The organism is Mycolicibacter terrae (assembly GCF_010727125.1).
Taxonomy (GTDB): Bacteria; Actinomycetota; Actinomycetes; order Mycobacteriales; family Mycobacteriaceae; genus Mycobacterium; species Mycobacterium terrae.
On record NZ_AP022564.1, the window covers coordinates 3,161,994 to 3,176,040 of the forward strand.

At 66.4% G+C, this 14,047-nt stretch carries 8 protein-coding genes; 2 read left to right on the forward strand and 6 right to left on the reverse strand.

Features of this window, described 5'->3' with window-relative positions:
• Positions 1-6: 6 nt before the first annotated feature.
• From G6N23_RS14980 to G6N23_RS15000, 5 genes are all read right to left on the reverse strand, one after another.
• Positions 7-1,557, reverse strand: a complete 1,551-nt coding sequence (locus G6N23_RS14980) for a PE-PPE domain-containing protein (RefSeq protein WP_085262452.1) — start codon at positions 1,555-1,557, stop codon at positions 7-9.
• 9 nt (positions 1,558-1,566) lie between these two features.
• Positions 1,567-1,977: a hypothetical protein gene (locus G6N23_RS14985; protein WP_133055504.1), complete on the reverse strand. Its 411-nt coding sequence runs from the start codon at positions 1,975-1,977 to the stop codon at positions 1,567-1,569.
• A gap of 123 nt (positions 1,978-2,100) precedes the next feature.
• A complete protein-coding gene (locus G6N23_RS14990; RefSeq protein ID WP_085262637.1) occupies positions 2,101-4,719 on the reverse strand; it encodes a LuxR C-terminal-related transcriptional regulator in 2,619 nt (872 codons plus the stop codon).
• A 5-nt stretch (positions 4,720-4,724) separates the two neighbouring features.
• Positions 4,725-7,883, reverse strand: a complete 3,159-nt coding sequence (locus G6N23_RS14995) for an adenylate/guanylate cyclase domain-containing protein (protein ID WP_085262454.1) — start codon at positions 7,881-7,883, stop codon at positions 4,725-4,727.
• Positions 7,880-11,002: an ATP-binding protein gene (locus tag G6N23_RS15000; protein WP_085262455.1), complete on the reverse strand. Its 3,123-nt coding sequence runs from the start codon at positions 11,000-11,002 to the stop codon at positions 7,880-7,882. The genes G6N23_RS14995 and G6N23_RS15000 overlap by 4 nt, the downstream gene beginning before the upstream one ends.
• A 245-nt stretch (positions 11,003-11,247) precedes the next feature.
• On the opposite strand from G6N23_RS15000, the gene G6N23_RS15005 reads away from it, so the two are divergent.
• Entirely contained in the window at positions 11,248-12,297 is a 1,050-nt protein-coding gene (locus G6N23_RS15005) for an NAD-dependent epimerase/dehydratase family protein (protein WP_085262456.1), read from the forward strand.
• Entirely contained in the window at positions 12,294-13,418 is a 1,125-nt protein-coding gene (locus G6N23_RS15010; RefSeq protein ID WP_085262457.1) for an AI-2E family transporter, read from the forward strand. The genes G6N23_RS15005 and G6N23_RS15010 overlap by 4 nt, the downstream gene beginning before the upstream one ends.
• Here the strand turns inward: G6N23_RS15010 and G6N23_RS15015 are convergent.
• Positions 13,401-14,042, reverse strand: coding sequence for a DUF4245 domain-containing protein (locus G6N23_RS15015; RefSeq protein ID WP_085262458.1), 642 nt, complete (start codon positions 14,040-14,042; stop codon positions 13,401-13,403). The two genes, G6N23_RS15010 and G6N23_RS15015, sit on opposite strands and share 18 nt — an antisense overlap.
• Positions 14,043-14,047: the final 5 nt, after the last annotated feature.

Consider the following 14,047-nt stretch of genomic DNA (forward strand, 5'->3'; position numbering starts at 1 on the left):
CTGCTGTTACGAGAACAGCTCCGCGAAATTGTCCAGGGTGCCGATCGTCGCAAACAGCGCCGGTGCTAAACCGAGGAGGAGATCGTACGGGACCAGGGCGGTGTAGGCGGCCGCGGGAAGCCCGATCGCGTCGAGGAGGTTGCCGGCCTCCAGTTGATCGGAGAAGATGTTCGCCGCGTAGGCGGGCAGGCTGGTGAACAGCGCATTGACGGCGTCGGCAGCGGGCAGCAGCGCCGAATAGTCGTAGGCGAGCGTGGCGCTGATCATGTTGATGATGTCGGTTGGTGGCGAGCTCAGCGTGACGTCCGAAAGCGGGAAGCCGGCGAACTTGAGCAACCCCTCCACCACGTCGTCAAACGACGGGTTCTCGGGGGCAAAACCGTGGGTGTGCAACGAGTTCGCGAACGGCAACCACGGCGCGATCTGCTCCTCGTAGCTGATCGGGTTCTGAATAGCCTGCCAGGCGTCGGTGAGCCCCTGCTGCCAGCCGCTGCTCAGTGCTTCGGAGAGCTGGGTCTGGTCGATGTCGGGGAACAGCGAAAAGGTGGTGGGCACATTCGCCGGACCCTCGTTCCAGCCCTCGGTGATGCTGCCGTACCCCAGGTTCACCAGGATCCGGGTGTCGGGCTCCAGCAGGTCATAGAGCGGCTTTCCGATATCCGGGATGAACAGCAGCGGCATCAGCAGCGGCAGGTTGTCGTTCGGGATCATGTAGTAATCGGTCAGACCTTCGCCGGTGAGCGCCGCGGATCCCGCTTGGAGAATCGCACCGCTGATCTGTTCGGGGGTCAGATCGGCATAGATGAAGTGCACCAAGAAGACCCCGAGCAGGGCGTTGAGGTCCGACAACAGGTTGGCCGGATAGTGCGGCCAATCGGCTGCACCGTCGTACTCGATGCTGTAGATATCCGTCGGGTAAAGGTCCGAGGGCGTCGGCGGCCCGAAGGGAATGTCAAAGGCGGTGAAGGGCGAGCTGTTGCCGGCGGGGAAATCGAAGGTGTTGTAGAAGCCGCCGTTGGGGTTTTGCGTATCGCCGACCAGCACGAAGTGCACCGAGTCACTGGGCACGCCCGCATCGTGGAGCTGCTGCATGATCAGCGAGGAGGCGGTTGCACTCTGCGAGTAGCCGAAAACCACGACGGGATTCTCAGGGCTCACCTCTCCGGCGGCTATCTGGTGTTCGATAGCGGCGATCATGATCGGTTGGTCTTGCGCCAATGACGCGCCGAGCCCCAGGCTTTTGGGACCGGTCAGCGGATACAGCGCATTGGGGATGACCGAGGATTGCGCGGTGCCGGTGAAGCCGAGCGGATGCAGGTACAGCTCCTCGACGGCCTCCACATACTGCGGGGGCGGCATCAGGCCACCGCTGCTGCCGTCGTAAACCAGTGCGATACCGTCGCCGAGCGGCGAATCCGGCGTCCCACCGGCGGTCAGCTGGATTTCGCGGACCTGCCAGGTTGGCTGTGCCGCCACCGGGGTGACACTGATCAGGCTGCTGCTGGTAACGACGACACCAATCGTGAACGCCACCACTGACGAATTGTGTGCACTCATCGCCGTTTCCTAGCCGCTCACCAGCGCGCCGATGTCGGCTCGAACCCGAAAATTCCTGCAACCCAGTTGTAGGCGTCCACAAAGATGTTGGCCACGTTGGCCACGTTGGCCAAATATCAGCAGGCCGAAAAGAGCTGCTGCCTCGAGGTAGTTCATGATCTGTTGCCAGAAATCGGCGAGGGGGTCGCCATCCGCGGCGCCGGGGACTGCGCTCATGGCATTCACCAGTTCCGGCAGTGGATTGTCCGGTGCCCCAACGCCACCCAGGCCGTCACTCATCGCCGTGAACGGGCTCGCCAGATCGACGCTGTACCCCCCGGCCGTAAGTTCGACCGCGTGGTGCTCGGCATCCGGTTCGACTGCCGCAGGAATGGCGATCGGGCGGGCCCCGAGCACGGCGCCCGCTACCAGTACTCTCATGACTGCTCCCAGTCCCCGATCACAGCGTCCACTTTCGGGATCCACCGGAAGGATCGTGACCGAATTGCCGCGGCGGGAGCTCAGTAGCGCGCCACTGCAATCTTGCCCGCAGCCGCGGCGGCGCTACTGAGTGCGGTCGTGATGTGGCCGCAGGGCTGCCAGTTCGTCGCGGTTAGCGGTACCCGTTTTCAACATGGCCCGGTAAATATGGCTTTCGACGGTGCGGACGGACAGCGTCAGTCGCTCGGCAAGGGCACGGTTGGACAACCCTTGACCGATCAGCATCACGATCTCACGCTCACGATCTGTCAGCGGCAAGGGATCGGAGGCTTGGCGAAGCGCCGGAGTATCGATGCCTCCGCATCGTTCGGCCAGGGCGGCGGCGCGCGTGGCACATGTCAACGCCGTGCCCCGCCGGTCTTGCCGGCGGTAGACGAGCGCAGCCTGCGCGCTGGCATCGACCGCGGCGACGAGATCGCCGATGTCGTCGAAATCCTGCGACACCGCGGTCAACTCCGCCCCATCGCCTTCGCGCAGCGCCGTGGCGAACCTCGCCGCGATACCGACGCGCGGCCCCTCGACGATCGCTTCGAGCTCACGCAAACGCGCTGCGCCAGAGCCGTCCCCGAACTGTGCCGCAGCCTGCAGACAGAGCACCTCAGCCGCGAATTGCCCATTATTCCTGGCACGTTCGGCCGCAGATGATGCCAGGGTTATCGCCTCACTGACGGCGCCCTGCCCTGCGGCCACCCACGAGCGGGCCAGGCTCCCCTCGTAGTCGAGCAACCTGAAGGGACGACGCAGGCCGCCGAGCGTCTCGAGAGCGGCCGCAGCCTCGGCGGTTGAGCCGCGCATTGCCAGGGCCGTGATACGCGGAATGAGATATCGGTATCCCCAGCCCGTGGCGTGCTCGCGGTCGACGAAGGCCGCGGCAGCCTGGTCAAGCAGGAGACATGCCGCGTCCAGGCAGCCGGCGGCGAGGGCGGCTCGGCCCGCCACCGCGGCACCCAGTGGCTGCGCCGCTCCCGGCAGGTCGACTGCCTGCCGACGCATCCGTTCAGCCACGTCAAGGGCGTGCCTCACCTGACCTGCCAGCAGCAGTGCGCTGACGTGCGCGTCGGCGATGTTGAACATCATGTGCGGGGCGTCCAAGGAGCGAGCCACCACGGAATACCCCGCGTTCGCGGCGGCCAGCGCCTCGGCCGTGCGTCCACTGTCCGCTGCGACGACGGCACGCACCCAGGCGATCTCAGCTCCGACGACCGGAGGAAGATCATCCAGGTCAAGACCCTCAGAAGCCCGCCTTGCCGCATCCAGCTCATCGGTCGCGAACCAGTACACCGCCAGAAAGGCATCGATGTAGTTGCGGGCCGGCGGCGATACGGTGCGCGCGGCGTCATCGATGAGCTGTCTCGCGCGGACGGGATCACCAATCGCCCAGAGCATGTTGCTGGCCCGCAAGAATGCCAGCCTGGCCCGGTCACCGTCACTCAAGTCGTCGATGTGGACCTCGGCGAGCACCGCGTCGGCCTCCTCACCCCGGCCCAGCCACGACAGTGCATGGGCCCGAACGAAACTCGGCTCCGGACCCGCTCCGGCACGGATGGCCGCCTGCGCCAGTCGGTCCGCCAGAACCAGATCCGCCAGCCAAACCGCCCCGCGTGCAGCTCTGGCGAACAGATCGGCGTCGGGTGCAAGGTCCGACTCGAGGCTCAGGGTGGCGCGGCGCACCACCACTTGGATGTCGTCTCCGTCCTGCGAGGTCGCGAGTTCTGCGGCGACCAGCCCACGCAACCGCCGTAGCCGGGTGGACGCGACCCGGCCACGACGGACCTCGCCGTAGAGCGGATGCGCCAGCCGCACCGTTGCACCCTCCTCGACGGGCTCGAGGGTGATCAGGCCGCGGATATCGGCCTCTTCGACCGCGGCAGGATCGGTGATCCGCGTCAGGGTCGCCAGGTCGATCGGTTCGCCGACGGCCAGCACGTCGATCACATCGCCGACCGGCCCGGGCAACGACCCGATACGGGATTCGATGAGCCCGATGAGACCGGGCGGGATGACCGGATCCCCGATCCAGCGCCAGTACCCGTGTTGTCGCACGATTCGGCCGTCGGAGACCTCGTGTTCGACGATGTTGCGAAGATACAAGACATTGCCGCGGGTGAGCTCCCACAGCCGCTGCGCCGCACCGGAATCTATCGGGCCGCCCAGCGCCTCAGACAGCAGATCGGTGGTCTCGCCGAGTGACAGCGGCTGCAGGTCGAGCCGTTCAAACCGGCCGGCCGACCAGATCTCGTGCACGGCAGCGGGTATCGCTTCGCCGTCGCGAACGGTGAGAATCACCTTCGCCAGTTCCCGTTGCACGATCTGATGCACCACGAACGCCGACAGGTCGTCGATCAGATGCACATCGTCGATGCCCACCACCGCGGCGCCCGAAGAGTCGGCCGTCAGCGATTCGATCACGGCCCTTGCCAACGGAACCGTGTCGGTGACATCCGAGGGCACCCATGCGGCGAACGCGCCCAGCGGGACGTCGCGCGCCGCGGATGTGCAGATCGCCCATCGCACTTCGCAGCCCTGGGATGCCGCCACCGACAACAGGTCACGCGAGATCCGGCTCTTGCCCACCCCCGCCGCACCGCACACAATGGCCCCGGATACATCCGAAGCCGAGAGGGCCTCCCGGAGAGTTTGGATCTCCTCCGAGCGGCCGGTCAGCGGCCACGAGAGGCGCAAACCACTCACGTCATCGCCTCCGCTAACGCCATATGGCCTTCATAGCCAACCTCGGTGGCCCGCTTGAGGTACCGGTCAGCGTAATCGCGGTAGCCGACTTCGTCGCCGTTCGCGCGCGCCAGCAACGCCCGCAGCCGGAGCAGCGGGACGTCGAACAACGCGTAGCCGGCGTCGGTCGGCGCGGCCGCCAATCGGTCGATGGCGGCCTGCGCCTCCGCGAGATCGGCTTTGCTGCCGCGTTGCAACAGTGATTCCACAAAGACCCTGGTTGCCTCACCTGGCACGAGCATGTCACCCACGTCGAACAGATAATCGACCGCGACGCGGGCTATTTCGATAGCGTCGTCGATGTCCCCGGCCCGGGCCCTCTCCCGCGCAAGCTCGGTCTCGAAAAACCGCACCGCGCTTTGCGCATACCCGTGCTGTAGGTAAGCGTCACGGTACTGGGTGAGCAGCGCCATACCGGCACCATGTCGGGTCCCTCCCTGGTTGATGAGAATGAGGCCCCGGCACAACCGCGCGGTATCCACCGCGTAGTCGTCGCCCGAATGCTCGGCCATCTCCAGGGCCTGGGCGGTGTCGCGGTCGGCTGCCGAGTCGGGCAACACCACCCGGGCGTGGACGGCGACACCGTACTTCCCCAGCACGACCGTTACGTAGGTCCTGGCGTCGACGCGGCGGGCCATCACCAACGCCTGATCGAGGTCTTCCCGCCAGCCTCGGAGCCCGAGACAATATCGGCCGGAGCCACGGAACATGAGCGCAACCGCCAGCGGTGATCCGATCACCAGGTTGCCCATGGCGGGGTCGCCGTCGGCCAGGTCGATGACGCGCTGGGCCAAGCGCAGACCTTCGGCCGCCTCGCCTGCCTGCACCTTGATGTTGCACGGCGCGACGGCAAGCGCAACCGTCAACATCGGGTCGCCGATCAACTCCAGTAGCCGGCTGCAGTCCGACGCGAGGCGTGACGCCTCGACGTACCGGCTATGGAAGATCAACACCGTCATCAGGCCGGCCATGCCAATCGCCAGCGACAATTTGTCATCGACGGCGGTGCACAGTTCGTGCAGCTCCTCAAAGCCGGCATCGGCGACGCTGCCACTGACCCAGCTGGTGCTCGCGCACAGCAGGGTGCGCGGGGCGATGCGCATCGACGTCCGGCCCGGGTCGCCGGTGGGCAACCGGTCGGCGACCGACCGGGCGTGGTCCCAACTGACCCGCGCGGCCCTGATGTCGCGATGTTGTGCCCAAGCCCCCGCGCGCATGTGCCAGCCGAACGCGACGCTGAGGTCCGCGGCCGCCTCAAGATGCTCGGCTATCAGCGCCGCGTTCTCATCCAGCGCATCAGGGTGGCGTTGCTCGATCGCGGAGGCTAGGCGCCGATGCAGTTCGGCGCGGTCGGACTTGAGCTGTGACTCGTAGGCCACCGTCCGGATCAACGGGTGATGGAAGGCGTACTCAGCGCGCGGGGTGAACCGTACCTGCTCGACGAGTTCGGCAGCGATCAACTGGCCCACCTCAGGTTCACCACGAAGCAGCGTCAGTTGGTCTGCGCTGAAACGCAATCCGATCACCGCGGCGGCGTTCAATGTTTGCTTTGCGGCGGGGTCGAGGCGGTCGATGCGAGCTGTGATGGTGGCCTGCAAGGTGGCGGGCACGACGACACCGTCATCATCGACCTCACACGAATAGTCACCACGGGCACCGCTCAGCACACCGCGCTCGGCCAGGTCGCGCACAATCTCCTCGGCGAAGAACGGGTTCCCAGCCGCCCGCTCCACGACTCGCCTGCACAACGCCGCCACCGACGGGTGCGAACCGAACAATTCAGTCGCCAGCGTTGCGGACTGGGAAGGACTCAGCGGCGCCAAGGTGATCGTCTGCGAATTCGGTGCACGGGTCAGCGCCCCGCGATATTCCGGCCGGTAGGTAATCATCACCAACGACGGGGTTTGCGGGATCACGGCCAGAAAATCCGCCAGCAGGAACTCGCTCACCTCATCGATCCAATGCACATCCTCGATTACGAAAAGGGCGGGTGTGGTACGGGCCAGCGACACGGCGTTGATCAAGCGGGTCAGCCTACGGCGCCGCGCATCGGGATCAATGATTGGCAATTCGACACTGCCGTCACGAATCCCGAGCAGGTCGTCGAGCAGCAGCAGATCCTGCGGATCGGCGTCAGGCGCACGCTCCCTGACCAGAGCTCGGGCTGCTTCCGCACCGAGCAGAGTGATTCCGAGCGCGGTTCGTAGTAGCGCTGTCACCGTGTGGAAGGAAATTTCGCTGGCGTGCGATTCACAGTAAGTGGTGAATACCTCAACAGCGCGGCCCTGCGCCACCGCAACGACCTCGCGGGCCATGCGGCTCTTGCCGATACCGGGTGGCCCCACGACACCAACCACACAGCCGGTGCCGTCGATCGCCGCGTCGAGCATGCCCGTCAGGGCGCCCATCTCCCAGCTGCGGCCCACCAACGCCGGATCCTGCCGACCATCGCGACGATACTCGGACGACGCCCCCAGCAGCTGGCGCGCCGGCACCGGCTCTGCAGCGCCCTTGATATGCACAAACTCCAGCTCACCCAACGCGGCAACGTCCTCGACCAGCCGCGCCGTCGAGGCGCTGAGCATCACTCCGCCCGGCGGGGCAACCGATTCCATTCGTTGCGCCAGACCGACCTGCTCGCCGATGGCGGTGTAGGTCAGCGGGTTGGAGCCGAGTTCACCGGCAACCACCCGGCCCGAATTCAATCCGACTCGCAACCGAAGTGCAATGCCGTCCTGACGTTGCACCTCATCGGCCAGACCCCGGGCTTGCTGCTGGATGTCCAACGCCGCCAAACATGCCCGAAAGGCATGGTCCTCCAACGCCACCGGCGCACCGAACACCGCCATGATGGCATCACCGATGAACTTCTCCACCGTGCCGCCATAGCGCCGCAGCACCGCAGCACACCGGCCGAACAAGTCACTCATGATCTCGCGCAACCGTTCGGCACCGACCGCCGCGGCGATGTCCATCGAATGCACCACATCGGCGAAGAGCACGGTCACCTGCTTGTACTCAGCCGGCCGATGAGCCGGCGCGGCGGACACACCACACTCGGAACAGAATTTGGCGTTCTCCCGCAACTCGGTGCCGCACGTCGGGCACGCGGTCATGTCATTGCCTCCGCCAGCGCCATGTGCCCCTCAAAGCCAAGGTCATTGGCCATCGCCCGGTAACGGTCTGCGAAATCTCGATAGCCCGCTTCGTCGCCGTGAGCCCGGGCCAGCAGCGCCCGCAGCTGCAGCAGCCAGATGTCGTGCACGACGAACCCCGGCTCGGTCGGCACGGCCACCAGCCGGTCGATGGCCGCCTGCACTTCTTGCACATCGGTGGCTGTACCTCTGAGCAGGAGAAACCCTCCCAGAACCGCGGTGGCCTGCCCAAGCCCGAGTACATCGCCTGTGGCGAACAGCTCTTTGAGGACGACCCGCGACTCGGCGATCGCGCCGTCGAGATCGCCGGCTCGGGCATGCTCCTCGGCGAAAATATTGTCGACGTAATATGCCGCGACCATCGTGAAGCGCTCTTGCACCGCGGCCTCACGGGCCGCGGCGAGCAGGGCCAAGCCCTCTTCACGACCGGGGCCGTGCTGGACCATCAAGGCGATGCCGCGCACCTGCCGGGCGGATGCGAGCGTGAGATCGTCGCCGGATCGTTCCGCGAGCGCGAGCACCTCAGCCGTCTCCTGTAGCGCGGCAGCGTCGGGCCGCCACACACCGCAACCGACGAGGGTGTACTTGAAGAGCAGTGTGACCGCGCGGAACGACGGTTCGAATGCACGGAGCATCGTTGCCGCCTGCTCGACGTCATCTCGCCAGCTGTGGTCACCCAGGCAACATCGTGCGCAGCCCCGCAACATGATTGCGCACGCCAACGGAGAGGCGACTATCAGATTGCCCTTGGTGACATCCCCGTCAGCCAGGTCGATCATCCGTTGCGCGAGCCGCACGACTTCAGTCATCTCGGCTTGCTGGAACTTGGCGGCGAGCGCACTGTAGAGCAACCCGAGGCTCAACGTCGGGTCGCCGATCGATTCGAGCAGGCTGGTGAGCTCGGAAGCCAACAACGATGCTTCCGGGAACCGGGCGTGCACGATCAAGGCCGGCAGCCATCCCGCCATCCCCATGGCCAGCGACACCTTGTCGTCGGCAGCGCCGGCAAGGCCGCGCAGTTCATCAAAGCCGGTATCGGCCAGAGTGCCGCCGACAAACCACGATGTGGCGCACAGCAGCGTCCGCGGGGCGATCCGCAGTGCGGTTCTTTCCGGGTCTGAGTCGGGCAATCGGTCGGCGACGTCGCGCGCACGCTGCCAACTGGCCCGTGCCGCGACCATGTTCCGATGGGTCAACCACGTGCCGGCGCGCATGTGCCAGTCAAATGTTGCGTGCAGATCGCCTGCGGCTTCGAGATGTTCGGCGATCAACGCGGCGTTCTCGTCGGCCGAACCGCGGTGTTCGATCGAGGCGGCCAGCCGCTGGTGCAGCTCGGCGCGATCGGACCTCAGCTGGGAGTCGTAGGCCACCGACCGGATCAACGGGTGCCGGAACGCGTACTCGGGACGCGGGGTGAACCCGACTTGGTCGACCAGCTCGGCCTTGACCAACTCATCGAGGAGCGGGTCGATCCCCAGTGCGGTCAGCAGATCGGGGTCGAATCGTGACCCGATGACCGCCGCGGCGCTAAGCGTGCGTTTGGCGGCGGGACTCAGGCGGTCGACGCGGGCGGCAATCGCCGACTGCAGAGTGGCCGGCACCCCCACCTCATCGATGTCGCCGACCAGCAGATACGAGCGGCAGCTGCCGCGGAGGACGCCGCGCTCGGCCAAGTCGCGCACGATCTCTTCGGCGAAAAACGGATTCCCTGAAGCACGTTCGGCGATTATCTGCGTCAGCTCGTGAACCGAGGGATCACTGCCCAGCAGCTCCCCGATCAGCGTCGTAGCTTGCGCGTTGTTCAGCGGCCGCAGCACGATCGTTTGTGCCCCGGGCATGGCGGCCAGCACACCACGGTAATCGGGCCGGTACGTGATCAACACCATCGAATGGGTCTGGGGGATCACCGCCAGGAAATCGGCCAACATCCATTCGCTGACCTCGTCGATCCAGTGAGCATCTTCGATCACATACAGTGCCGGCGCATCCCGGGCCACCGAGGCGGCATTGACCAGCGCCGTCAGCCGCCGCCGCCGGGCATCGGCTTCGAGGTCGGCCAGTTCGACGTCGGGATCGGCGATGCCCAGCAAGTCGTCCAGCAGCAACAGGTCTTCGGGGTCCGTGCCGGTGACGCGTTCACGGACCCGTGCCCGAGCCGCCTGATGCCCGAGACCTTCGACTCCCAGCCCGGCCCGCAGTAATCCCACGACCGCGTAGAACGGGATGTCGCTGGTATGTGATTCGCAATGGGTGGCGAACACCTCCACGCCACGTTGTGCGGCCAGTGCGGCCGATTCCCGAACGATGCGGCTCTTACCGATTCCCGGCGGACCGACGACGCTGACCACGCATCCGGCGCCGCCAATCGCCTCATCGAGAATCCCGGCAACGGTGTTCAACTCCCAGGTGCGCCCCACCAGCGCCGGGTCGCTTCGCCTTCCTTGCCGATGCTGTTGCGCCACCCCCAGTAACCGACGAACCGGCACCGGGCCATCGGCGCCCTTGATCTGCACCAACTCCGACTCACCTAGCGCGACAACGTCTTCGACCAATCGCACCGTAGATGCGCTGAGCATCACCCCGCCCGGCGGGGCAACCGACTCCATCCGCTGCGCCATCCCGACCTGCTCGCCAATCGCCGTGTAGCTGCCCGGTCCGGACCCGATCTCACCGGCGACCACCTCGCCCGAGTTCAATCCCACCCTCAGTTGCAGCACACCCTCTTCAGACCGCTGAATTTCCAAAGCCGCCAGGCACGCCCGAAAAGCGTGGTCCTCCAACGCCACCGGCGCACCGAACACCGCCATGATCCCGTCGCCGGTGAATTTGTCCACCGTCCCGCCATAACGCCGCACCACCGCCGCGCATTGATCGAACAACTGCGCCATAATCTCGCGCAACCGTTCGGCACCCACTGCCACCGCGATATCCATCGAATGCACCACGTCGGCGAAAAGAACCGTCACCTGTTTGAATTCCGCCGGTACTGCGGCAGCACTGATTGGCGAACCACAGGAGTGGCAGAACCGTGCATTCTCCAGTGGTTCGGCACCGCACACCCGGCAAGTAGTTGCGGTCATCCCGACGCCGCCGATCCGTCAAATCAAACGATTGGCCAAGAATATGCTTTTCCTCAGCTAGCTGGGCTTTTGTTACGTGATCGTCACAGTAGGGACGGCTGCGATCGCATAGGCGACGTGCGGCCGCGCCCGCTCGGATCGCCGTCGAACAACAGACAGACGGCCGGCGCCATGAGCCACTTTGTTGCGAACGGTTGTCGCTGGCCGGGTTTTCACGGAAAGATCGCGGTGGTTGAGGAGGTGCTGTGGGCACGGTATTGGTGACCGGCGCGTTCGGTCTGGTCGGTTCAGCGGTGGTACGGCAATTGGCGGTGGACGGTCGGGAGGTCGTAGCCACCGATCTCGACGTCCCGGCCAACCGCAAAGCGGCGGCAGAACTTCCGAAGTCCGTACAAGTGCGGTATGCCGACCTCACCGACCCGGCCGCGGTCGACGAGCTCGTCGGCGCCGTGAAACCCGCCGCGATCATCCATCTGGCCGCAGTGATCCCGCCCCTGATCTATTCGCGCCGCAAGCTGGCCTACCAGGTCAACGTCGAGGCGACCGGGCACCTGCTGGCCGCGGCGGCCGCACAGTCCGACCCGCCCCGTTTCGTGCAGGCCTCCAGCATCGCGGTGTACGGCTCCCGCAACCCGCATACCGTCTCCGGCGTGCTGACCGCCGACACCCCGACCAACCCCGCCGACATCTACGGCGACCACAAGGTGCAAGCCGAACGGCTGGTACGCGACTCGCAGCTGGACTGGGTGATCCTGCGGCTCGGCGGAGTGCTCGCCGTCGACCTGGGCTCCGACATCAATCTCGACGGCCTGTATTTCGAGAAGTTGCTGCCGTCCGACGGCAGGCTCCAGACCGTGGACGTGCGGGACGTCGCCTCGGCGTTCGTCGCGGCCACCACCGCGCCCGTGGTCGGGGAGACCCTGCTGATCGGCGGCGACGACACCCACCGCCAACTCCAGGGCGACATCGCGCCGGCGATGGCCGCCGCGATGGGATTGGTCAACGGGATCCCCGCGGGTCTGCCCGGCAACCCCGAGCGCGACGAGGACTGGTTCAACACCGACTGGATGGACACCAGTCGCGCCCAGGACGCGCTGGGCTTCCAGCAGCATTCCTGGCAGCAGATGTTGGCCGAGACGGCGGCGAACGCCGGCCCCAGGCGATACCTGCTGCGTGTGGTCGCGCCCCTGGCCCGTGTCGTATTGGGGTGGCGCAGCCCCTACTACCGCACCGGCAAGAAGTTTGCCGACCCGTGGCGGGCCATCGCCGACAAGTGGGGCGACCCGCGCCCGTGAACTCCGACTTCTCCCCGACCCAGCGGCGTGCCCTGGCGGTCTTCACCGTCATCGCGCTGCTGTTCGGGGCGTACTTCCTGCGCGCCTTTTTCGTGCTGATCGTGGTGGCCGCCGTCGGCGCCTATCTGTTCACCCCGCTGTTTCGTGCCCTCGGCCGACGGCTGCCCACCGGGCTGGCGGCCACCGGCACGCTGCTGGCCGCGCTGATCGCCGTCATCGTCCCGGTCGGCCTGACGGGCTTTTTGGCCGTCGTGCAGATCACCCGCACCGCCGGCGAGGTGGCCGAGTGGGTGCAGGCCACCGACCCCAACGCCCTCGGTGACAAGGTGCTGAAGTTCGTCAACGGCCTGCTGGAGCGGATTCCCTTCGTGCACGTGCAGGTGACCATGGATTCGCTGCGTGAGGCGATGGTCAACGTGGCGCAGCGCGGCGGCGAGCTGCTGCTGCATGTGCTGCAGGGCGCCGTCGGGGGCGTCGTCGGGGCGATCACGGCGGCGATCATCTTTCTCTACGTGTTCCTCGCCCTGCTGACCCACCGCGAGGAACTGCACACCCTGATCCGCCAACTCAACCCGCTCGGCGCCGACGTCACCGATCTGTACCTGGCCAAGGTGGGCTCGATGGTGCGGGGCACCGTCGGCGGGCAGTTCGTGATCGCCTTCTGCCAGGGGGTCGCCGGGGCCGCCTCCATCTATATCGGCGGGTTCCACCAGGCCTTCTTCATCTTCGCGATCCTGCTGAGCGCACTGTCGGTCATCCCGCTCGGCGGGGGCATCGTCACGATGCCGTTCGGCATCGGCATGGCACTGTTCGGCAACGTCGTCGGCGGAGTGTTCGTGGTGGCGTTCCACCTGATCGTCGTCACCAACATCGACAACTTCCTGCGCCCGATGCTGGTGCCGCGCGACGCCCGGCTCAATTCGGCGTTGATGCTGCTGGCCGTCTTTGCCGGGATCGGCATGTTCGGCTTCTGGGGCATCGTGATCGGCCCGGTGGTGATGATCATCATCGTCACCACCATCGACGTCTACCGGGCGGTGTATCACGGGGTGGAATTGCAGACCCACGACGAGGAGCCCAGGGCCCGCCGATGGCGCATACCCCTACCGGGCCGCGGGTAGCGGCGGCTGTGATTGCACGGCCGCCGCCAGCGTCCGGAACTGGTCGGCGCCGCCCGCGCCGGTGATCGCGAGCTGGGCCGCCCCGGCCTTTCCGGCCAACCGGGTGGTCCACACCGGCTCGCCGTCACCTTGGTAGACCACCCAGCGGGTGCCGTCGACGTCCTGGGTCCCGGTGGGATGAAGTCCGGGGCGGACCCAGGCGACCAGCGCCGTCTCGTCGGCGTTGCTCTGGGTCAGGCTGACATACATCCCGGTCGGGCTGATGTAGCCGACCCTCGAGGTGACGGCACGCAGCCGCTGGCCGGACGCATCGGTGCGCCCGTCGGTGATGCTGTCGCGACTGCCGGAGTTGGGTTGCCAGCCTTGCGGTAGCTGCGGCAACCGGACAGGGAACCCGAGCGTCTGCGCATCGGCGTTGAGCGCGGCGACGGCGTCGTAGGAAGGCACCGGCCCGGCCGACCTGCCGCCGGGACGAAAGGAGCACGTCCCGGCCAAGCCGGCCAGCACGATGCAGGCCAGGACCAGCGGCGCGATCGACCAGAACATGTCGCGGCCGTCCTGCAGCAGGCGTGGTTTCGCCGGCTTCGGGGCAGGGCGGGTCGGCGGCGGGGGCTCTGCGGTCACGGAAG